The organism is Stenotrophomonas sp. TWI602, from assembly GCF_039674045.1.
Lineage (GTDB): Bacteria > Pseudomonadota > Gammaproteobacteria > Xanthomonadales > Xanthomonadaceae > Stenotrophomonas.
In genome coordinates this window covers 22,892-43,889 of sequence record NZ_JBDJMT010000022.1, presented here as the reverse complement: position 1 = coordinate 43,889, position 20,998 = coordinate 22,892, and the positions used below count along the sequence as shown (strand labels likewise).

The 20,998-nt window shown below is 66.6% G+C and carries 16 protein-coding genes; 3 read left to right on the top strand and 13 right to left on the bottom strand.

Features of this window, described 5'->3' with window-relative positions; translation table 11 throughout:
- The first annotated feature begins 3 nt into the window (after positions 1-3).
- Positions 4-780, top strand: coding sequence for a HipA family kinase (locus ABE483_RS15995; RefSeq protein ID WP_346482013.1), 777 nt, complete (start codon positions 4-6; stop codon positions 778-780).
- Positions 758-1,150, top strand: coding sequence for a DUF3037 domain-containing protein (locus ABE483_RS15990; protein ID WP_313210715.1), 393 nt, complete (start codon positions 758-760; stop codon positions 1,148-1,150). Before ABE483_RS15995 ends, ABE483_RS15990 begins: the two co-directional genes overlap by 23 nt.
- A gap of 83 nt (positions 1,151-1,233) precedes the next feature.
- Here ABE483_RS15990 and ABE483_RS15985 read toward each other — a convergent pair whose 3' ends face one another.
- The 7 genes from ABE483_RS15985 to ligA form a co-directional block, all read right to left on the bottom strand.
- Complete coding sequence (locus tag ABE483_RS15985; protein ID WP_346482012.1) at positions 1,234-3,726, bottom strand: membrane-bound PQQ-dependent dehydrogenase, glucose/quinate/shikimate family; 2,493 nt, start codon at positions 3,724-3,726, stop codon at positions 1,234-1,236.
- A gap of 201 nt (positions 3,727-3,927) precedes the next feature.
- Positions 3,928-6,627: a DNA gyrase subunit A gene (gene gyrA, locus ABE483_RS15980; protein ID WP_313210711.1), complete on the bottom strand. Its 2,700-nt coding sequence runs from the start codon at positions 6,625-6,627 to the stop codon at positions 3,928-3,930.
- A 212-nt stretch (positions 6,628-6,839) separates the two neighbouring features.
- Positions 6,840-7,904, bottom strand: coding sequence for an S-methyl-5-thioribose-1-phosphate isomerase (gene mtnA, locus ABE483_RS15975; RefSeq protein ID WP_313210709.1), 1,065 nt, complete (start codon positions 7,902-7,904; stop codon positions 6,840-6,842).
- 43 nt (positions 7,905-7,947) lie between these two features.
- Entirely contained in the window at positions 7,948-8,670 is a 723-nt protein-coding gene (locus tag ABE483_RS15970) for a DUF3011 domain-containing protein (protein ID WP_313210707.1), read from the bottom strand.
- Between the two features lie 109 nt (positions 8,671-8,779).
- Entirely contained in the window at positions 8,780-9,724 is a 945-nt protein-coding gene (gene epmA, locus ABE483_RS15965; RefSeq protein ID WP_313218784.1) for an EF-P lysine aminoacylase EpmA, read from the bottom strand.
- Entirely contained in the window at positions 9,721-10,206 is a 486-nt protein-coding gene (locus tag ABE483_RS15960) for a GNAT family N-acetyltransferase (protein ID WP_313210703.1), read from the bottom strand. Before ABE483_RS15960 ends, epmA begins: the two co-directional genes overlap by 4 nt.
- 14 nt (positions 10,207-10,220) lie before the next feature.
- Positions 10,221-12,683, bottom strand: coding sequence for an NAD-dependent DNA ligase LigA (gene ligA, locus ABE483_RS15955; protein WP_313218786.1), 2,463 nt, complete (start codon positions 12,681-12,683; stop codon positions 10,221-10,223).
- A gap of 126 nt (positions 12,684-12,809) precedes the next feature.
- Between ligA and ABE483_RS15950 the strand changes: the two genes are divergently transcribed.
- A complete protein-coding gene (locus ABE483_RS15950; protein WP_346482011.1) occupies positions 12,810-13,931 on the top strand; it encodes a pyridoxal phosphate-dependent aminotransferase in 1,122 nt (373 codons plus the stop codon).
- Between the two features lie 33 nt (positions 13,932-13,964).
- On the opposite strand, the gene zipA is transcribed toward ABE483_RS15950, so the two are convergent.
- From zipA to ABE483_RS15920, 6 genes are all read right to left on the bottom strand, one after another.
- A complete protein-coding gene (gene zipA / locus ABE483_RS15945; RefSeq protein WP_313218788.1) occupies positions 13,965-14,702 on the bottom strand; it encodes a cell division protein ZipA in 738 nt (245 codons plus the stop codon).
- Positions 14,703-14,749: 47 nt separating this feature from the next.
- Entirely contained in the window at positions 14,750-18,253 is a 3,504-nt protein-coding gene (smc, locus tag ABE483_RS15940; RefSeq protein WP_313210695.1) for a chromosome segregation protein SMC, read from the bottom strand.
- An 852-nt stretch (positions 18,254-19,105) separates the two neighbouring features.
- A complete protein-coding gene (gene rplI, locus ABE483_RS15935) occupies positions 19,106-19,558 on the bottom strand; it encodes a 50S ribosomal protein L9 (protein WP_123729653.1) in 453 nt (150 codons plus the stop codon).
- A gap of 155 nt (positions 19,559-19,713) precedes the next feature.
- Positions 19,714-19,944: a 30S ribosomal protein S18 gene (rpsR, locus tag ABE483_RS15930; RefSeq protein ID WP_002804494.1), complete on the bottom strand. Its 231-nt coding sequence runs from the start codon at positions 19,942-19,944 to the stop codon at positions 19,714-19,716.
- Positions 19,945-19,955: 11 nt separating this feature from the next.
- Positions 19,956-20,396, bottom strand: coding sequence for a 30S ribosomal protein S6 (gene rpsF, locus ABE483_RS15925; RefSeq protein ID WP_088434172.1), 441 nt, complete (start codon positions 20,394-20,396; stop codon positions 19,956-19,958).
- 167 nt (positions 20,397-20,563) lie between these two features.
- On the bottom strand, positions 20,564-20,902 hold the full coding sequence (locus ABE483_RS15920; RefSeq protein ID WP_313210692.1) for an iron-sulfur cluster assembly accessory protein: 339 nt from the start codon (positions 20,900-20,902) through the stop codon (positions 20,564-20,566).
- Between the last annotated feature and the right edge of the window lie 96 nt (positions 20,903-20,998).

Below are 20,998 nucleotides of genomic sequence, written 5' to 3'. Positions count from 1 at the left end.
GCCGTGCGGACCGTGCACGCCCTCCGATATGTCACCCCGCTGCGCGAAGGCGGCTCCCTGCCCGCCGTGGTCGAGACCGACGACGACGGCATGGTGGTGCTCAAATTCCGCGGCGCCGGCCAAGGGCCCAAGGCCCTGATCGCCGAACTGATCGCAGGTGAAATCGCCCGGACGCTCGGCCTGCCGATTCCGGAGATCCTGTTCGTCGAACTGGACCGCGAGTTCGCGCGGACCGAGCCGGACCCGGAGATCCAGGACCTGATCCGCGCCAGCGAAGGCCTGAACCTGGGCAGTGATTACCTGCCCGGCGCGATCAACTACGACCCGGCCGCGATGCAACCCGACGCCGAGCTGGCCTCGAAGATCGTGTGGTTCGATGCGTTCACCAGCAACGTGGACCGCACCGCCCGCAATCCCAACCTGATGGTGTGGCATCGCAAGCTGTACCTGATCGACCATGGTGCAGCGATGTACTTCCATCACGATTGGGCCAGTGCCAGCGAGGCCTGCAAGAAGCCCTTCGTGCTGATCCGCGATCATGTACTGCTGCCCGTCGCCACGCAGATTGCCGAGGTCGATGCCGGTCTCGCGGTGATGCTGCCCGATGCGGAGATCGAGCGCATCGTCGGCCTGGTGCCGGACAGCTGGCTGGTGGACGAACCCGCCTTCGACAGCCCGACCGCCTACCGCCAGGCGTACATCGATTACCTGCAACACCGTCTTCGCGTCCGCGCCGCCTTTGTCCAGGAGGCCGTCCGTGCCCACACTGCACACGTATGACTATGCGGTGATCCGCGTGGTGCCCCGCGTCGAGCGCGAGGAGTTCATCAACGTCGGGGTGATCGTGTCCTGCCCGGGCGCCAAGCACCTGGAAGCGGCGATCGAGCTGGATCTGGAACGGCTGCGCGCCTTCGCGCCGGCCCTGGATATCGAAGGCCTGCAGCCGTGGCTGGATGCCATCGTGGCAATCTGCCGCGGCGACGCGAACGCAGGCCCCATTGCGCAGTTGCCGGCGCGCGCACGCTTCCATTTCCTGACCGCCAAGCGCAGCTCGGTGGTGCAGATGTCGAGTACGCATGTGGGCCGCACCGCCGATCCGTCAGGTGTGGTGGCGCATCTGATGCGGAAGATGGTGCGGGTACCGGCGTAGCGCGTCGATCCTGACCAGCCACCGGGCAGAGCCCGGTGCTGTGTCACTGGCATTGCGGGCCGCGCGAACCGCGGCCCTGCCCCTCACCCCTTCGGCAGCGCGTAGGCAATCACGTAATCGCCTGCCGGGGTTTCCATGAAGTGGTGGCCGCCGGCCATGATGACCACGTACTGGCGCCCAGCAAATTCATAGATCATCGGGTTGGCCTGGCCGCCCGCGGGAAGCTTGGCATGCCACAGTTCCTTGCCGGTCTTCAGATCGATCGCGCGCAGCAGATCATCGGTTGCCGCCGCAATGAAGATCAGTCCACTGGCCGTCACTACCGAACCCCCGTTGTTCGGCGTACCGATTTCGATCGGCAGGCCGGAGCGGATGCCGAAGGGCCCATTGCCGCGCGCACTACCGAACGGGCGGTCCCACAGCGTCTTGCCGGTGCGCAGGTCGACGGCGCGGATGCCGCCGTACGGCGGCTGCTTGCACAGCAGCTTGGTGAACGGCAGGCGCCAGCCGGCGTTGACGTCGATGGCGTACGGCGTGCCCACCTGCGGATCGCCCGCGCCTTCCGCGCCGCCCTTGTCCGCTTTGACGTCCTCGCGCGGCAGCCAGCCCAGCTTGTCCGCCTTTTCGCGCGGCACCAGCCGGTTGTAGTTGGGCATGTCGTTGTAGTTGGCCACGATCACGCCGCGGCGCGGATCCACGGCAACGCTGCCCCAGTCCGAGCCACCGTTGTAGCCGGGATATTCGATGGAATGACGGTCCACGGTCGGCGGGGTATAGAAGCCTTCGTAGCTGGCTTCACGGAACTGGATGCGGCACACCAGCTGATCGATCGGGGTCATGCCCCACATGTCGCGCTCGGTGAGGTCCGGCTTGCGCAGCGTGTGATACAGCGAGAACAGCTGGGTCGGCGAACGCTGTTCCGGCTCGACGCCACCGGTGGGCACCTTGCGCTCTTCGGCCGGGGTCAGCAGCTTGCCGGTGCGGCGGTCGAGGATGTACATATCGCCCTGCTTGGTGGGCAGCAGCAGCGCCGGGACCTTGCCGGCGGCGGTCGGGTAGTCGATCAGGGTCGCCTGCGAGCCCATGTCGTAATCCCAGACATCCTTGCGCACCGCCTGGAAGTGCCAGGCCGGCTTGCCGGTGTTGACGTCGATCGCCACCAGCGAGGTGGCGTACCTGTTTTCGTTTTCGGTGCGCGAACCACTCCAGTAATCGCCGGCCGAGTTGCCCATCGGCAGGTAGACCAGGCCGAGTGCGTCGTCGCCGGTCGCGGTGGTCCACATGTTGGGGGTGCCGCGGGTATAGGTCTCACCCGGCGGCGGTGCGCCGTTGCGCTCCGGGCGGACCATGTCCCAGGCCCAGCGCAACTTGCCGGTGACGGCATCGTAGGCCTGGATCACGCCGGACGGCGCGTCGCGGCGCTGGCCATCCAGCACCTGGTGGCCAGTCACGATCACGCCCTGCACGATCGCCGGCGGTGAGGTGATGGAGACATAGCCGGCGGGGCTGTCGCCCATGCCGACGGTGATGTCGACCTGGCCGTTGTTGCCGAAGCCCGTGCACGGCTTGCCGGTCGCGGCATCGACTGCGATCAATCGACCATCCAGGGTGCCTTCGATGATGCGGGCGGCGCAGGCGCCGCGCGGCACCTGGGTCAGCACCGGCACGCCACTGGGGACGGCAAGATCGGCGGCGACATCGTTCAGCGCGGTGTCCTGCGCGGTAGCCGGCACTTCGTAGTAGGAGACGCCACGGCAGGCCGCGGTGTAGGGAATGGACTTGTCCTTGACCTTGGGGTCATAGCGCCAGCGCTCGGTGCCATCGGCGGCGTTGAGCGCGACCAGCTGGTTGCGCGCGGTGCACAGGTACAGGCTGTCGCCGACTTTCAGCGGCGTCGTTTCCGCGCCCCAGCGCTTCTCCGGCAGATCTCCGGTGCGGAACAACCAGGCCTGTTCAAGCTTGCCGACGTTGTCCGGGGTGATCTGCTGCAGGGGCGAGAAGCGCGTGGCGGCATTGTTGCGGCCATAGGCGGCCCAGTCGCCATCGACCGGCCGGTCGGCCGGCTGCAGGGGCGCATCGGCGGTCGGGGTCAGGCCGGTGCTGGTCATCGGTTCGGGAAACGCGCCCTGCGCGGCCGTGACGCCGTGGGGCACGAAGGCCAGGGTGAAGGCGGCGACGAACACCAGCGCGAGCACGCCGGCGATACCACGCGAGACCTTGCGCGAAACCGGACGATCCAGCGTGGGCAACAGCAGCGACAGCACGAAGCCGATGACCACGATCAGGCCCAGGCGCGGCACCCAGCGCCAGTAATTGCTGCCCGACTCCCACCACGTCCACAACAACGTGCCGACGAACACCAGCGCGAACCACAGTGCGCCGCTATAACGGCCCCGCCACAGCTGTACGCCGGAGATCAACAGGCCGACACCGGCCAGCACGTAGTACCAGGAACCACCGAGGCTGGCGAGCCAGGCGCCCCCCGCGGTGAATACAACGCCCAGCAACAGAATGACAATTGCCAGCACAGCCACCCGCCAATGGCGGCGGTGGCGGGTCTGCGTCGTGGTGGACATCGGTTTCTCCTGAAGCGCGAAGATCGCCGACGTTGCTGCCGGCCCCGCGGCTCTTATCCCACCGGGGTCGTGAACGTTGCGCGTTCTTTGCAGCGGTCGCCAACGTCGGCACAGCCGACGATGAAACCCGGCAAGTCCCTGCCCTCCAACGAAAAACGCCGGCGTAAGCCGGCGTTCTCCGTGTGACTCCCACTGGCAGGCTTACGCCTCCGGCGGTGCCACCACCGGGCTGGCCTCGACGGCTGCCGGTGCCTCTTCTTCCACACCCTCGTCCAGCGAAGCGTCCATGCGTTCAACGGCCTGGAGCTTCTCTTCCTTGGACAGTCGGATCAGGGTCACGCCCTGGGTGTTGCGGCCGACGCGCGAGATTTCCGAACCACGGGTCCGCACCAGGGTGCCACCATCGGAAATCAGCAGCACTTCGTCGCGCGGCCCCATCAGCACCGCACGCACCAGCTTGCCGTTGCGCTCGGTGGTCTGGATGCCGATCACGCCTTGGGTGCCACGGCCCTTGCGCGGGTAATCCGGCAGCGGGGTACGCTTGCCGTAGCCGTTCTCGGTCGCGGTCAGGATGTACAGCGCATTGTCGTCGTCAGCCCCGTTCTCGATCACGGCATCACCGCTGTCGATCACGGTCTCGTCGACCTGGCTCTCATCCTCGTTCTCGTCTTCACTGCCGCCCGCACTCTCGGCCACGATCAGACTGACCACTTCCTCGCCCTTGGGCATCTTGATGCCGCGCACGCCGGTAGCGGTACGGCCCATCGAGCGGACCTTGTCCTCACCGAAGCGCACGGTCTTGCCGTTGGAGGCGAACAGCAGGATGTCGCGCTCACCGTCGGTCAGGCCGACGCCGACCAGTGCGTCCCCCTCATCGAGGTTGATCGCGATCTTGCCGCGTGCCAGACGGAACGCGAACTCGCTGAGTGGGGTCTTCTTGACGGTACCGTTGCGGGTAGCGAAGAACACGAACTGGCCTTCGGCATACTCACGCACCGGCAGCACGGCCTGCACCCGCTCACCGGCTTCCAGCGGAATCCAGTTGATGATCGGGCGGCCACGGGCGTTGGAACCGGCTTCCGGCAGCTGATGCACCGGCAGCCAGAACACCTTGCCTGCGCTGGTGAAGGTCAGCAACGTATCGTGCGTGTTGACCAGCCACAGCTGTTCGATGAAATCCTCTTCCTTGGTCGACGCCGCGCTGCGGCCACGGCCACCGCGGCGCTGGGCCCGGTAGGCACTGACCGGCTGGCGCTTGGCATAGCCGGCGTGCGACAGGGTGACCACCACGTCTTCCGGGGCGATCAGGTCGAGGATGTCCAGGTCTTCTTCGCTGTGGCGGATCTCGGTGCGGCGTTCGTCACCGAACTCGGTACGCACGTTGATCAGCTCTTCGCGGATGACCTGCAGCAGACGGTCGGGATCTTCCAGGATTTCGATCAGCCCGGCGATCACTTCCAGCAGCTGCTTGTACTCGTCGGTCAGGCGGTCCTGCTCCAGCCCGGTCAGGCGGTGCAGGCGCATTTCCAGGATCTGGGTCGCCTGGATCTCGGTCAGCTGGTAGCCGCCCTCGAGCAGGCCCACACCCTTGGGCAGATCATCCGGACGCGACGCTTCGGCACCGGCGGCGCCCAGCATCGAGCCGACCAGGCCCGGCTCCCACAGACGGGCGAGCATGCGTTCGCGCGCCTCGGTGGGGTTCGGCGAGGTCTTGATCAGTTCGATCATCTCGTCGATGTTGGCCAGCGCGACGGTCAGGCCTTCCAGCACGTGCGCACGGGCACGCGCCTTGCGCAGCTCGAACACGGTGCGGCGGGTGACCACTTCGCGACGGTGGCGCACGAAGGCCTCGAGCATCTGCTTGAGGTTCATCAACTGCGGGCGGCCATCGACCAGCGCCACCATGTTGATGCCGAACACCGACTCCATCTGGGTCTGCTGGTAGAGGTTGTTCAACACAACTTCCGCCGACTCGCCACGCTTGATCTCGATGAAGATGCGCATGCCGTCCTTGTCGGACTCATCGCGCAGTTCGCTGATGCCTTCGAGCTTCTTTTCCTTGACCAGCTCGGCGATCTTCTCGATCAACCGGGCCTTGTTCACCTGGTACGGGATCTCGGTCACGATGATCGATTCGCGGCCGTTGTCGGCCACTTCGACCTCGGCCTTGGCGCGGATGCGCACACGGCCACGACCGGTCCGGTACCCGGCAACGATGCCGGCGGTGCCGTTGATGATGCCTGCGGTCGGGAAGTCCGGGCCCGGGATGAACTCCATCAGGCCATCGACGTCGATCTCGGGATTGTCGATCAGCGCGATGCAGGCGTTGATCGATTCGGTCAGGTTGTGCGGCGGGATGTTGGTCGCCATACCCACCGCGATACCGGCCGAACCATTGACCAGCAGGTTCGGGAACCGGGTCGGCATGACCGTCGGTTCCAGTTCCTTCTCGTCGTAGTTGGGCTGGAAATCGACCGTTTCCTTCTCGATGTCCGCCATCAGCTCATGGGTGAGCTTGGACATGCGGGCTTCGGTGTATCGCATCGCGGCGGCGGAGTCGCCGTCGACCGAACCGAAGTTACCCTGGCCATCGACCAGCATGTAACGCAGCGAGAACGGCTGCGCCAGACGCACCAGCGTGTCGTACACCGACTGATCGCCATGCGGGTGGTACTTACCGATGACGTCACCGACGATACGCGCCGACTTGAAGTAAGGCTTGTTGGCGTGCGCGTTGAGTTCACTCATCGCGAACAGCACGCGGCGATGCACCGGCTTGAGGCCATCGCGCGCATCCGGGAGTGCGCGCCCCACGATCACGCTCATCGCGTAATCGAGGTAACTCTTGCGCATCTCGTCTTCCAGGTTGACCTGGATGATTTCCTTGGCGGTTTCTGCCATTCGGGTTCCGTTGTCTGGTAGCGGTCCAGTCCGTCACGACCGCCCTTTCGGGGCGGTTGCGCCGGAATCTCGATTAACCGTTGGATTCTACCACAGCAGGCCATTTCCCGCCCGCTTTTACGGGGGTTTTACCGGCAAGAATCAGGAACTTACGGGAGCGTTGCCGGCCGACGGGCGCCCGGGCCGGAGCCCTGCCGAGCCACGCCCGCCCATTACCCCCCGAACGCGGCCTGCATGTTCGCCGTGGTCGGGTTCAGGATCACCCCACGCTCGGTCACGATGGCATCGATCAGGCTGCCCGGGGTGACATCGAACACCGGGTTCCAGGCGGCGATGCCCTCGGCCACGGTGCGGGTGCCGCCCACGCCGTACAGCTCGCCCGGGTCACGCTGCTCGATCTCGATCTGCTCGCCGTCGGCGGTGTCCATATCCACCGTGGAGGACGGCGCCACCACCATGAACTTCACGCCGTGGTGGCGGGCGGCGATGGCCAGCTGGTAGGTGCCGATCTTGTTGGCGGTGTCGCCGTTGGCGCAGATGCGGTCGGCGCCAACGATCACCCACTGCACCGCGCCGGTCTTCATCAGGTGCGAGGCCGCCGAATCGGCGATCAGGGTGGCATCGATGCCATCCTGCTGCAGCTCCCAGACGGTCAGGCGCGCGCCCTGCAGCCACGGCCGGGTTTCCCCGGCGAAGACCTTGGCGATGCGGTGCTGGGCCATGCCGGCGCGGATCACGCCCAGCGCGGTGCCGAACCCGGCGGTGGCCAGCGAGCCGGTGTTGCAATGGGTCAGCACGCCGCTGCCCGCCTCGATCAAGCCAGCGCCCAGCGCGCCCATGTGACGGTTGGCGGCCAGGTCCTCCTCGGCGATCGCCTGGGCCTCGGCGGCCAGCAGCTCACGCCAGTCGGCACCGGCCGGGCCCAGCGCGCGGCGCATCCGGGCCAGCGCCCAGGCCAGATTCACGGCGGTCGGGCGGGAGGCATTGAGGCGCTGGAGGGCCGGTTCCAGCTTCAGCAGCGCCTGGGCGCCATCATCGGCCTGGACCTCGTTGGCCGCCAGCACCACGCCCCAGGCGGCGGCAATGCCGATGGCCGGCGCGCCGCGTACGGTGAGCGCGTGAATGGCCTCGGCCACGGCGTCACTGTCGCGGCATTCCACGTGCTCCACCACGAACGGCAGCTTGCGCTGGTCGAGCAGTTGCAGGGTATCGCCGGTCCACAGGATCGGGCGGATATGGTCGTAACGGGCGTAGTCGATGTCGGTGGATGCGTTCATCGGGCCATTGTAGCGGCGCGCCGATGCGGGCGGAATCGCGTGCTCAGTTGACCGCGAACTCGGCGCGGCAGCCCTTGTCCACCCACACCCCGCGGCTGTCCCAGCCCCAGCTGCTGCCCTGCTCGCAGGGCGTGCCGGAGAGCTGCTTGTTGAGCGTGGCACCGTGGGTGATCCCGGCACCACAGAAGCGGCGCTGACGGGATTTGGATTCGCAGACGAGAATGCGCGGCACGTTGAGGAAGCCGCTGCCATCGGCGGCACCGACCTCGAACTCACCCTGGCAACCGCGGGTCACCCAGATCTCGTTGCGGCGGTAGCCCCAGCTGTGGCCTTCGCGGCAGGGCAGCGAGGTGAGCTGGCGAAGCAGACGCACCGGCGCACCCTGCAACACCACCGGACAACTCTGCGGGCGGCCATTGGATTCGCAGCGCACGACGCGGCGCGTGCGACGCTCTCCATCGCTGCGGGTCGCCGCCACGGCCGTGCGTGCGCGGAACTCGGCGCGGCAGCCCAGCGTGACCCAGACGCCGGAGCGATCGGTGCCCCACTCCGAGCCACGCACACAACTGTTGTCGGAGAGCTGACGGATCAGATCCACGCCGCGCTCGGTGGGAATATCGCAGTGCACCCATCCCATATCGCGCGATTCGCAGCGCACCACTTCGCCGGCGTAGCCGCCCGCCTGCGCGAGGGCCGTCTCCGGCATCAGCGCAGTCCACAGCAACACCGGCCACAAGGGCATGCCCGCGCCTACCAACAGCTTCATCAACTCGATCCCTGCCACGCCTGAACGATCACCTGACCACCTTCGGACATCCGGTGTGATCAGAGCATCATCATGCAGGCCGCGCAAGACGCGAATGCGTCAAAACGCCTCAAGCGTGGGCGAAATCCAGGGCCAGTACATCGGCGATCCGGCCGGTGCGGTTCATCGCCATCAACAAGCGGTCCACACCGACCGCGACACCCGCGCAATCTGGCAGTTCCGGCAAGGCCGCGAGCAGGTGTTCATCCACCGGGGGCAGCACATCGCCACGTGCGGTGCGTATCGCATGGTCGCGCTCGAAGCGAGCGCGTTGTTCAGCCGCATCGTTCAGCTCGTGATAGCCGTTGGCCAGCTCCACATTGCCCAAGTAGAGCTCGAAACGCTCGGCCAACGCGGGCGTGCCGGGGCGGATCCTCGCCAGTGCCGCCTGGGTGGCCGGCCAGTCGTGCACCACCGTCATCGTGTCGTCACGGAAGTGCGGCTGGATGCAGTGGGTCATCAGTAGATCGAGCCAGTCGTCGCGGGTGAGCCCATCGGCATCGATGCGGATCTCGGCCAGCGGCGCCTGCAGCTGTTCCAGGCTGGCCTCGAACGGGTCCAGCCCGATATGCCGCTGGTAGAGACCGCGGTAATCGATGACCTCCAACGTGGCCTCGCGCTGGACCAGCTGCAGCGCGGCGCGCACCAGCTCGGCGGTCTCGCCCATCAAGCGGCGGTGATCCCAGCCGACCCGGTACCACTCCAGCATGGTGAACTCGGGGTTGTGGCGGCCACCGGCCTCGCCATTACGGAACACGCGGCCGAGTTCGTAACAGTCCCCCACCCCGGCGGCGAGCAGCCGTTTGAGGGGAAACTCCGGCGAGGTGCGCAGCCATCGCTGCGGCGTGCCTGCATCCACGTGCCCACTGAAACGGGTGTGGAAGCTGTCGATGTTCGGCTCGGTATTGCCGGCGGCGGAGAGGATCGGCGTTTCCACCTCCAGGACATCGCGCGCGGCGAAGAAGCTGCGGATCAGCGCGTTGAGCACGGCTCGCTGGCGCAGCGCGGCGATCATGCGCGCGCGTCCTTCAGGCGCTGGGCCAACGGCAGCGTCAGCAGATCGCGGGTGTCATCCACATAGCCGGTGGCCAGGTACAACCGGCGCGCCAGTTCGTTGTGGTGGTTCACTTCCAGGCGCATGCGTTCCACGCCCCGCGCATTGGCACGCTGCTCCAGAATCGCCAGCGCCTGCTTGCCGCGCCCGCGGCCGCGCGCGGCATGGGCCAGGTAGAGCTCGTCCAGCAGCGCGAAGTGACCGCCCTGCTCGAGGCTGAAGCCCATCGCCAGGGCACCGTAGCCCACCACCGTGCCCGCCTCGTCCAGCCACAACAACACTTCGCCATTGCGCGGATCTTCCAGCAGTGCGGCCAAGGCAGTGCGCACGCGGGTGTCGTCGAAATCGAGTTTGTCCTCGGCGTAGAAATCGCGCATCAGCCCGATCAACAACGCGGTGTCAGCCACGGTGGCCAGACGGAAATCAAGGGGAATGGTCTGCATGCGATCTCTCTTGTTCAATACTTCGCGAGGAAAGCGACCAGCTGGTCTTCATCCCAGACCGGCACGCCCAGTTCCTGTGCCTTGGTCAGCTTGGACCCGGCCTCGGCACCCGCCACCACGAACGAGGTCTTCTTGGAGACACTGCCGGCCACCTTGGCACCCAGTGCTTCCAGGCGCGCCTTGGCCTCATCGCGATTCATCTGCGACAACGTCCCGGTCAGCACAGCGGTCTGGCCCTCCAGCGGACCTGCTGCCTGCTCGGCCTGTTCCGGCGCCAGCGCCAGCAGTTTCTGGCGGTAATCCTCGGCCTTGAGCAGCATCGGCCCATGGCCCTCGCTGTCCAGCCAGTCGGCCAGGCCCATGGCCACCTCGTTGGGCAGGCCGGCGGCCACAAAGCGCACCGGCTCGGCATCCAGCACCGCGGCAGCGTCCGGCAGCATGGCGACCAGCTTCTCGGCGCGCAGGCGGGTGATGCCCGGAATCTCCGCCTCGACCAGCAACTGCGCGAAATCCAGACCCTCGCGCAGCTTGGCGATCGGCGGGTGCACATCGCTGATGCGTACCTGACCGACCTGCAGCAAGGCATCGATCGCCTCCTGGTTGCCGGCCTGCTCGAAGAAGTGGCCGAGCGAGCGCGCGACTTCGCCGCCAATATCGGGCACGCGCTTGAACAGCGGCCACGGCAGGTGGCGGATCAGCTGCAGATCGCCGAACCAGGTGGCCAGGGCCTTGGCGGTGCTTTCGCCTACGTGCTCGATGCCCAGCGCGAACAACAAGCGCTCCAGCGTGGTGGTGCGGCTGGCGTCGATGGCGGCGATCAGGTTGTCGGCCCACTTGGTGGCGATCTTTTTCGTGTTCCAGGTGAACGTGGTCGGCATCGCCAGCGCCTGCGCGCGCCATCCCGCATCGCTGCCATCCAGCTTGAGCAGACCGCGCAGATAGTCACCGCTGCCTTCCGGCGGCAGATGCAGGCCGATCTGGCTGGCCAGCGCCTCGGGCGACTCGGCATCCAGCACCAGCTTGAGCTGCAGCAGTTGATCGCGCTGCAGGCGGTACAGATCCGCCACGCCGCGCACGATGCCGGCATCGACCAGCGTCTCGATGTACTTCCCGCCCAACCCGTCGATATCCATCGCACGGCGCGAGGCGAAGTGCGCGATGGCTTCCTTGCGCTGCGCCGGGCAGCTCAACTCACCCGAGCAGCGCCAGGCGGCCTCGCCCTCTTCGCGGACGATCTCCGAACCGCATACGGGGCACTGCGAGGGCATCTGCCACGGCGTGGTACCGGCGGGGCGGCGATCGGCGATGACGCTGACCACTTCCGGGATCACATCGCCGGCGCGGCGCACGATCACCGTATCGCCGACACGTACATCCAGACGCGCGATCTGATCGGCGTTGTGCAGCGTCGCGTTGGACACGATCACGCCGGCCACGGCCACCGGTGCCAGCCGCGCCACCGGGGTCGCCGCGCCGGTCCGGCCGATCTGGATCTCGATCGCCTCCACCGTGGTGGTCTGCTCCTGTGCCGGGAACTTGTGTGCGATCGCCCAGCGCGGAGCACGCGCGACGAAGCCCATCTGTTCCTGGCCGGCACGGTCATCGAGCTTGTAGACCACACCGTCGATATCGAAGGCCAGGCCATCGCGGCGCTCGCCAATGTCACGGTAATAGGCGAGCAGCCCGTCCGCACCTTCCACCACCTGGCACAGGTCGCTGACCGGGAAGCCCCATGCACGCAGCTGGGCCAGCGTGGCCGAATGGGTGGGCGGCAGTTCACCGCCGTCGACCTGGCCGATGCCATAGGCGTAGAAACTGAGCTTGCGCCTGGCGCTCATCTTCGGATCCAGCTGGCGCAGCGAGCCGGCCGCGGCATTGCGTGGATTGGCCAGCACCTTGCCGTCATGCAGCCGGGCATCGGCGTTGTAGGCCTCGAAATCAGCGCGGGCCATGTAGACCTCGCCGCGTACTTCCAACACCTCGGGCCAGCCTTCGCCTGTGAGCGCCTGCGGGATCACGCTGATCTGGCGCAGGTTGGCACTGACATCCTCACCGGTGGCGCCATCACCCCGGGTTGCGCCTTGGACGAAGCGGCCATTCTCGTAGCGCAGGCTGATCGCCAGGCCGTCGAGCTTGGGTTCGGCAGAGAAGTAAAGCGTGCGCCGGCGCAGGCGCTCGCCGATGCGGCGCACGAAATCCTGGACTTCCTCATCGCTGAAGGCGTTGCCCAGCGACAGCATCGGCACCGCATGGCGGACCTCGGCGAAGCGCGAAGAGGCTTTGCCACCCACCTGCCGGGTGGGCGAGTCTGCGGTGATGAGCTCGGGGTGCGCCTGCTCGATCGCTTCCAGCTCGCGCACCAGCCGGTCGTACTCGACGTCGGGAATCAGCTGCTCGTCGCGCTCGTGGTATGCCTTGCCGGCATCCTCGATCTGGCGGCGCAGGACGTCGGCACGTGCGGCGGGGCTGGGGGTCATGCGGAAGGCGATCCTGGTGGGGCATTCAATTTTACCCCTCCCCCCGCTCCTGCGCGCAGTGAAGAATGCTTGCCGCCGATTCGCAGTGGCGCTAGGTTGCGTCGAACCCCTCTTTGCCGGTGCACCGTGAGCCCTGCCCTTGCCGCTTCCCGTCGCTCGTTTCTGCAACTGGCCGGTACCGGCCTGGCGTTGTCCGGCCTGGGCGTACTGCCTGCGTCGGCCACGCCGTCGCGCGCGCTCCCCGCCAGTGCGGGACCGGTGCTGCTGAACTTCAACGAGTGCCCCTATGGGCCATCGCCTGCCGCGCAGGCCGCGGCACGCGACATCGTCGCCAGCAGCGGGCGGTATCTGTTTGCTCTGGCCGGCGAGCTGCGCGATCTGTTCGCCCAGCAGGAAGGCATCGGCAAGGATCACGTGCGGCTGTATCCGGGCTCCAGCGAGCCACTGAACCGGGCGGCAGTGCTCTGGACCTCGCCTGGTGCGGGGCTGGTGGTCGCCGATCCCACCTTCGAGGCGCTGGGCGATCTTGCCGCTGCGCGTGGGGCCACGGTGGTCAAGGTGCCGCTGCGCGCCGACGGGGCACACGACGTGCGTGCGATGGCGGCGGCTGCCGCGACGGTCAATGCCGGCCTGCTGTACCTGTGCAACCCCAACAATCCCACCGGCTCGATCACCCCGACGGCCGACATCGCCTGGCTGCTGGCCAACACGCCTGCGCAGACCCGGGTGCTGGTCGATGAGGCCTACCTGCAGTACAGCGAACAACGCTCGGTGATCGCCCAGGTGATGCAGCGCGATGACGTGATCGTGCTGCGCACCTTCTCCAAGCTCTACGGGATGGCCGGACTGCGCCTGGGCGTGGCGGCTGCGCATCCGGATAGGCTGAAGGAACTGGCCAGCCTGGGCGACAACCCGTTGCCGGTCACGGCGGTGGCCGCCGGGCTGGCGAGCCTGCGCGATCCCGGGTTGATCGCGCAGCGCAACGCGGAGAATGCCCTGGTGCGGCAGGAGACCATCGGCTGGCTGGGCAAGCGCGGTTTTACCTGCATGCCTTCCGAAGCGAACTGTTTCGTGGTCGATGTGCAGCGTGACGGCGCAGCGTTTTCCGCAGCGATGGCCAAGCGCGGCGTGGTCATCGGCCGCAGCTGGCCGATCTGGCCGCAGCGGGTGCGGGTAACGGTCGGCACCGAGGCCGAGATGGCGCGGTTCCGCGAGGCGTTCGAGGCGGTGGTCAGCCGCAACGGGTAAATGGAGAGCCGACCGTTGGTCGGCTCTCCTTGATCACCAGCGCGGCGCTTTGGTGAGCGGCGGGGCCTGGTGCTGGCGGTCGTAGGCGCGCAGCTCGTCGCGGATGTGCGCGATGCGCTGGCGGCCCAGGGCGTTGCGGCTGTCATCGAGCACCACGCCGTCGAGCAGTTCGCCCATGCGCTGCACGGTCGGCAGCATCTTTTCCCAGGCGTCCAGCGCGGTCAGCGGCGCCGGCAGGGTCAGGAAGAAGGCGATCGCCGGCGTTTCCATCTCGCGGATGTTGGCCATGTCGAAACTGCCCGGCTTCATGATGCTGGCCATCGAGAAGATCGGGCCGCGCTCAGGATGGCCTTCGACCAGACGGTGGAAGACATTCATGTGGCCGAACACCAGGCCGGTCTTTTCCGCAGCGACGACGATGTCTTCGCCACGCAGCTGCTCACCAGCACGGGCGGCCACGAACAGCGAGACGATCTTGTCGAAATCCTGGGTGGTGCGCTTGCCAAGGTCACTGGCCGCACCGGCATCCACCTCGGGCAGGCCGAGTTCGGGCTGGGTCACGCCGTCTTCGCCCACCACGGGCGCGGCGCCGTCGGCCGGGCTCTCGCCCTCGCCCAGCACGGGCTCGCGGCGCTGGCCGTTGGCGCCTTCGGCACCCTCGACGCGGCGGCCTTGCACTTTCTTTTTCGGACGGCCAAACAGGAAGATCGCAGCGATCAACAGCAGGCCGGCGGCCAGGATGCCGATGCGGAGCAGTGCCATGTCGGACATTCGGGAGGTTCTCCGGCTAAATCATTCAGGTACTTAAGGATGGCACGTCACGCCGCGCCCGCCAATCGTGCGGCTTCCTCCAGGTCGACACTGACCAGTCGGCTGACGCCCGGTTCGCGCATGGTCACGCCGGAAAGCTGGTGCGCCGCCTCCATCGTGGCTTTGTTGTGGCTCACAAACAGGAACTGAACCTTCTCGCTCATTTCCTTGACCATGTTGGCCAGGCGGCCGACGTTGGCTTCGTCCAGTGGCGCGTCCACCTCGTCCAGCAGGCAGAACGGCGCCGGGTTGAGCTGGAAGATCGCAAACACCAACGCCACCGCGGTCATCGCCTTCTCGCCACCGGACAGCAGCGAGATGCTCGACACCCGCTTGCCCGGCGGCCGCGCCATGATCGCAACACCGGTGTCGAGCAGGTCTTCACCTGTCAATTCCAGATAGGCGTGACCACCCCCGAACAGACGCGGATAGAGCTGCTGCACGCCGGCGTTGACCCGGTCGAAGGTGTCCTTGAAGCGGCCGCGGGTCTCGCGGTCGATCTTGCGGATCGCGTCTTCCAGGGTTTCCAGCGCGGTGGTGAGGTCGGTGTTCTGCGCGTCCAGATACTCCGAACGCTGCGAGGCCTCGCCGTATTCCTGGATGGCGGCCAGGTTCACCGGCTCCAGGCGGCGCATGCGGCCGTCGATCTGATGGACCGTCTGCTCCCAGTCGGTGATGCGTGCATCCTCGGGCAGGCCGTTGATCACATCCTGCAGCACGAAGCCGGCCTTCTCCACCGAGGCCGACAGCTGGTCGGCGCTGAGCACCAGCGCCTGCTGGTCGAGCTTGCGCTGGGAAATCCGCTCGCGTTGGGCAAGCGCCTGTTCGTCGCGCTGATGGCGGGTCTGTTCAAACGTGCGCAGCTCGGCATCGATGCCATCCAGCAGCGTGCGCGCCTCGCCCAGCACCCGGTCGGCACGCACGCGCTCACCCAATGCGTTCTGGTGTTCGGCTTCGAGCGTCTTGACCGGCGAATCGCCTTCGTCGAGCTGCGAATGCAGTTCGCCCAGGCGCGTATCCAGCTGCCCGCGCTGCGTACTCATGCGCTCCAGTGCCTGGCTCAGCGAGGCGATCTGCGCCCGCTGTGATTCCAGGGTCAGTGCCAGCGAGTGCGCCGCTTCGCGTACGTTGCGGGCCTGGTCACGCGCCTGGTCGCGCGCATCGGTGAGCTGGCGGCGCTCGCCTTCCAGCGCCGCGCGAACCGATTCCAGATCCCCCATGCTGGTGACCGCATCGTCCAGGCGCGCGCGTGCTTCACGCACCTGCTCACGGCCGGCATCCAGCGTTTCCAGCAGCTGCACCAGTTCGCCTTCGATACGATCGATGCGGGTTCGGGCAGCTTCCACCTTGCCCTGCTGGCTCTGCAACTGCCCACCAAGTTCGGACACGCTGCGATGCGCCAGATACAACTGGCGCTGCGCGTCTTCGCGCTGCTGCTCACCGGCCAGCAACTGGTCACGGAAACCGGACAACTGCTGTTCCAGGGCCGCTTCGCGGTCCTGCAACGTTTCAATCTGCTCGCGCAGGGTGACGATCTCGCGTTCACGCAGCAGCGCGCCCTGCTTGGCCGCGCCGGAGCGCGACACGCGCACCCAGCCTTCACCCAGGCGCTCGCCACCTCGGGTAATGACCGAATCGCCCTCACCCAGCGTCGCCTGCAGTGCACGCGCGGCCTCGAGATCCTCGGCGGCATGCAGGCGCGCAAGCAGGCGACGGATCGCGGTGGGGCCCTGTACTTTCGCGGCCAACGAGGTCGGCGCGACGTCCAGCGCGTCCTGCTCGGCCGAGACCAGCGCGATGCGGCCTTCGCCGAGTTCGCCCAGCGCATCCACCAGCGTTTCCGGTGCATCGACCAGCACACCTTCGATCAGCTGACCGAGCGCGCTTTCCACGGCGTTTTCCCAGCCACTCTCCACGGTCAGGCGCTCACCGACGCGCGCGCCGGAGTCCAGCCCCCGCGCCTTCAGCCATGCCACCGCCGCGCCCTGCTCCTGGCCCAGCGCGGCCTGCTGCAGGGTTTCCAGCGAAGACAAACGGCCGCGTGCGGCCTGGGCCTGCTTGCGGATCTCAGCCAGCTCGGTCTGCCCGGTGCGCTGGCGATCCTGCAACCCGGCCACGGCGTGTTTGCGTTCTTCGACCTGCTCGTTGAGCGTGTCCAGCGAGGCCTTCTGGGTCTCGTGCTGGATGTGCAGCTCCTCGAACACCTCGGCCAATGCGTCCAGATCCAGCCCGGCACGTTCGGCCTGCAGCGACTCGCGGCGACGGTCGGCTTCCAGCACCTGGCGGTCCAGATAGTCCACGCGGGTGCGCTCGACTTCCCCGGCACGCGAGGCCTCGGAGGTGCTGCGGGTGTGGCTTTCCCAGCGCTGCTGCCAATCGGCCAGGCGCGCCTCGGCATCGCGCAGGGCTTCCTGTTTGATTTCGTTCTCTTCCTGCAGCTGCTCCAGGCGCGGCTCGGCGTCATCGACCGCCTCGCGCAGCACCATCAGCTTGGCCTCATCGCCACTGATGTGCTGGCCCAGATCGGCCAGCGCCTGCTGGGCTTCATCGCGCGCCTTGTTCAGTCGCTGCGACATCTCGCGCTGATGCTGGATCTGCTGCTCCAGGCGCGCCAGGGTGCTGCCGACCTGGTACACCTCGGCCTGCGCGGTGTTGAGCGCATCGGAGGCTTCTTCTCGGCGCAGCCGGCTGGTTTCGATGCGCGCTTCGGCGTCGCGCTGTTCGGCGATCAACTGCTGCAGGCGCGTTTCCTCGCGCGACAACGCTTCGCGCAGCCCGCCCAGGCGCCCATCCAGGCCGCGGTACTCCAGCGCCTTCCACTCGGCATCCTTGACCTTGCGCTCTTCCTGCAACGCCTGGTACTGCTCGGCCTGGCGCGCCTGGCGCTTGAGGTGCTCGAGCTGCTTGCCGATTTCCTCGCGCAGGTCGCCCAGGCGATCCAGGTTTTCGCGGGTATGCCGGATGCGGGTTTCGGTTTCCTTGCGGCGCTCCTTGTACTTGGAGATGCCGGCGGCTTCTTCCAGATACACACGCAGATCTTCGGGCCGGGCCTCGATGATCTTGCTGATCATGCCCTGCTCGATGATCGAATAGCTGCGCGGCCCCAGGCCGGTGCCGAGGAACAGATCGGTGATGTCGCGGCGGCGGCACTTGGTGCCGTTGAGGTAGTAGTTGCTGCTGCCGTCGCGGCTGACGGTGCGCTTGACCGAGATCTCGTTGAACGAGGCGTACTCACCGGTGATGGTGTGGTCGGTATTGTCGAAAATCAGTTCGACGGCGGCCTGCGAGACGGGCTTACGGGCGGAGGAGCCGGAGAAGATGACGTCGGTCAGCGAGTCGCCGCGCAGGCGGCTGGCGGAGCTTTCGCCCATGACCCAGCGCACGGCGTCGATGATGTTGGATTTGCCACAGCCATTGGGGCCCACCACGCCGGTCATGTTGGTCGGCAGGTGCAGCGTGGTCGGATCGACGAAGGATTTGAATCCGGACAGCTTGATCGTGGACAGACGCATGGCGTGATGGTTTTCCGGGCGAAGGCCTGAAGCGACCCCCACCATGGTGGATTACGGAGCGGATTTACCCTTCAAGCCATTGATGTTGCAAGGTTTCAATGGCCCCGGGGGCGACGCGATAGCCCGAGTATAACGGGGCGGGTGTTCGGCGGGCTGCGTGGCTGGTGTTGGCCGTGGCCGTGTAGCGGTAGGCAGAGCCAGAGCAGAACCGGCATTTCAGGTTGGTGCGTGGCGGGACGGCGTGGGTGGGGTCGCGGGACCCGCCGTGAACCCGTCCATGGGGGCTCGAAATGCGCCATCCATGGCGCATTACGGTCCCGCAACCCCACCCACGCCATCCCGTAGACACATGGCTGGTGTGCAGGCTGAGAGCCAAGGCATGGCAGCCTTGGATTGACCTGGCCTGGCCTGACCCGAGCGGAATGACTCAAATCGAGCTGAGCCGCCATCGTCTGTGCGTCGGAACGGCGCGGGAGAGCCACGCCATGCGTGGCTGGGGGACGGGGAAGCAAGAACATCCACGCATGTCGTGGATCTACCTGGGCCTGGACCCGGAGCATGCCGGCTTGGGTACCGCCCGCCCCAGCCGGCGGACGCCAGCTCTTCCAACCGCCCGGACCGGACATTTGGCTGGAGGGTGCCGGGTAGCGCCTGGGCCGGGACCGTAATGCGCCATGGATGGCGCATTTCGAGCCCCCATGGACGGGTTTACGGCGGGTCCCGGCCCAGGCTACCCGGCGCCCTCCCACCGATGTCATCAAGGCGCCAAGCCGTTGCCGTTGCCGTTGCCACAAACAAAAACGGGCACCCTCGCGGGCGCCCGTTTCAGTGACTCCCGCCTTTCGGCAGGGATCAGGCCTTTTCGGCTTCCACAACCACCTTGACGGTGGTTTCCACGTCGGCGTGCAGGTGAACAGTCACCTCGTACTCGCCCACGTTGCGGAAGGCGCCTTCGCCCAGGATCACTTCGCTCTTTTCCAGCGGCAGGCCGGCAGCGGTGAAGGCTTCGGCGATATCGCGCGGGCCAACCGAACCGTACAGCTTGCCTTCGGTCGAAGCGTTCGCAGCGATCGTGACGCTCTTGCCTTCCAGCTTCGCCTTGCGGGCTTCGGCGTCAGCGTGGATCGACTGGGCCTTGGCTTCGTAATCAGCGCGCTTGGCTTCGAACTCCGCCACGTTGGTCGCGGTGGCCGGAACGGCCTTGCCGGTCGGGACGAGGAAGTTGCGGCCGTAGCCCGGCTTCACGTCGACCAGATCGCCCAGACCGCCGAGGTTGGTGACCTTCTGAAGAAGAATCAGCTTCATGGTGTAGCTCCAAATATGTATTCGTTAGCGAGGCTCAGGCCCCGCAGCGGATGGCTGTCCGAATATCCGAACGGCGAATCCTGAAACCGCCCGACGCTTTACAGCGCGGGCGGCAGGATCCGCGAAAGCGGCGGCCGGAAGGCCGCCTGCCTTCATCAGACGTCGTGGTTGTCGGTGTACGGAATCAGGGCCAGGAAACGGGCGCGCTTGACGGCCGTTGCCAGCTGGCGCTGGTACTTCGACTTGGTACCGGTCACGCGGCTCGGCACGATCTTGCCGTTCTCGGTGAGGTACTGGCGCAGGGTGTTGAGATCCTTGTAATCGATCTCCTTGACACCTTCGGCCGTGAACTTGCAGAACTTGCGACGACGGAAGAACTTGGACATGTCAGTGCTCCTTAAGCGGCCGAAGCGGCGTCATCGCCGGCATCGGTGTCAGCGGCGGCGGGGGTGGTTTCACCTTCTTCGTCATCACGACGACGACGCTCGCCACGCTCGGGCTTGTCACCCTTCTCGTCCTTGCTCTTCATGATCAGCGACTGCTCGGTGTCAGCTTCGTCACGCTTGATGACGAGGTTGCGCAGCACGGCGTCGTTGAAGCGGAAGCTTTCCACCAGCTCGCTCAGCACGGCCTGGTCGCACTCGATGTTGAGCATGACGTAGTGGGCCTTCACCAGGTTCTGGATCGGGTAAGCCAGCTGACGACGGCCCCAATCTTCCAGACGGTGGATGGTGCCGTTGCCGTTCTCGACCAGCGCCTTGTAGCGCTCGATCATGGCCGGGACCTGTTCGCTCTGGTCCGGATGGACCAGGAACACGACTTCGTAATGACGACTCATGTGTTTTTACCTTTCGGATGTGGCCCTTTGAGGGCCGGACAGCCCCCCGCAGGTGAACGCGGTGGGGCAAGGGTCCTGCCCGGAATCAGGCAGGAAGCCGCGCATTGTGGCAGCAGAAGGGGTTGCAGGCAAGCCGGGCGGGCGGAACAGGCCCGGCTCGCGGGCGATCAGGCCTTGTCGGCCTCGGTCGTGAAGCTCTCGCCGCAGCCGCATTCGGCGGTCGCGTTCGGGTTCCTGAACGTGAAGGTCTCGCTCAGCCCGTGCTTGCCGAAGTCGATCTCGGTGCCGTCCACCAGCGCCAGGCTGGTGGCATCCACATAGATGCGGACCCCATCCTGCTCGAAAACGGTGTCGCCTTCGCGCTCATCGCGGGCCAGATCGGTGATGTGCCCCCAGCCGGAACAGCCGGTGCGGGTCACGCCGAAACGCAGGCCCAGCGCACCGGGGGTCTGTTCGACGAACTTCTGCACACGGGCAAAGGCAACAGGGGTAAGGCTTACGGCCATGACGGGCAACTCCAGCGGATCGTGATCATTATAGAGGGTATGGCGCGGCCGGGCCTCGGCGGCCGCAGCTGCGGTTCACACGGCGCGCAGCCCCGG

Bases quoted from the DNA above. Each gene is read 5' to 3' on its own strand.
- ABE483_RS15985 (WP_346482012.1), bottom strand. From the start codon at position 3,726: ATGTCCACCACGACGCAGACCCGCCACCGCCGCCATTGGCGGGTGGCT.
- gyrA (WP_313210711.1), bottom strand. From the start codon at position 6,627: ATGGCAGAAACCGCCAAGGAAATCATCCAGGTCAACCTGGAAGACGAG.
- mtnA (WP_313210709.1), bottom strand. From the start codon at position 7,904: ATGAACGCATCCACCGACATCGACTACGCCCGTTACGACCATATCCGC.
- ABE483_RS15970 (WP_313210707.1), bottom strand. From the start codon at position 8,670: ATGAAGCTGTTGGTAGGCGCGGGCATGCCCTTGTGGCCGGTGTTGCTG.
- epmA (WP_313218784.1), bottom strand. From the start codon at position 9,724: ATGATCGCCGCGCTGCGCCAGCGAGCCGTGCTCAACGCGCTGATCCGC.
- ABE483_RS15960 (WP_313210703.1), bottom strand. From the start codon at position 10,206: ATGCAGACCATTCCCCTTGATTTCCGTCTGGCCACCGTGGCTGACACC.
- ligA (WP_313218786.1), bottom strand. From the start codon at position 12,683: ATGACCCCCAGCCCCGCCGCACGTGCCGACGTCCTGCGCCGCCAGATC.
- zipA (WP_313218788.1), bottom strand. From the start codon at position 14,702: ATGTCCGACATGGCACTGCTCCGCATCGGCATCCTGGCCGCCGGCCTG.
- smc (WP_313210695.1), bottom strand. From the start codon at position 18,253: ATGCGTCTGTCCACGATCAAGCTGTCCGGATTCAAATCCTTCGTCGAT.
- rplI (WP_123729653.1), bottom strand. From the start codon at position 19,558: ATGAAGCTGATTCTTCTTCAGAAGGTCACCAACCTCGGCGGTCTGGGC.
- rpsR (WP_002804494.1), bottom strand. From the start codon at position 19,944: ATGTCCAAGTTCTTCCGTCGTCGCAAGTTCTGCAAGTTCACGGCCGAA.
- rpsF (WP_088434172.1), bottom strand. From the start codon at position 20,396: ATGAGTCGTCATTACGAAGTCGTGTTCCTGGTCCATCCGGACCAGAGC.
- ABE483_RS15920 (WP_313210692.1), bottom strand. From the start codon at position 20,902: ATGGCCGTAAGCCTTACCCCTGTTGCCTTTGCCCGTGTGCAGAAGTTC.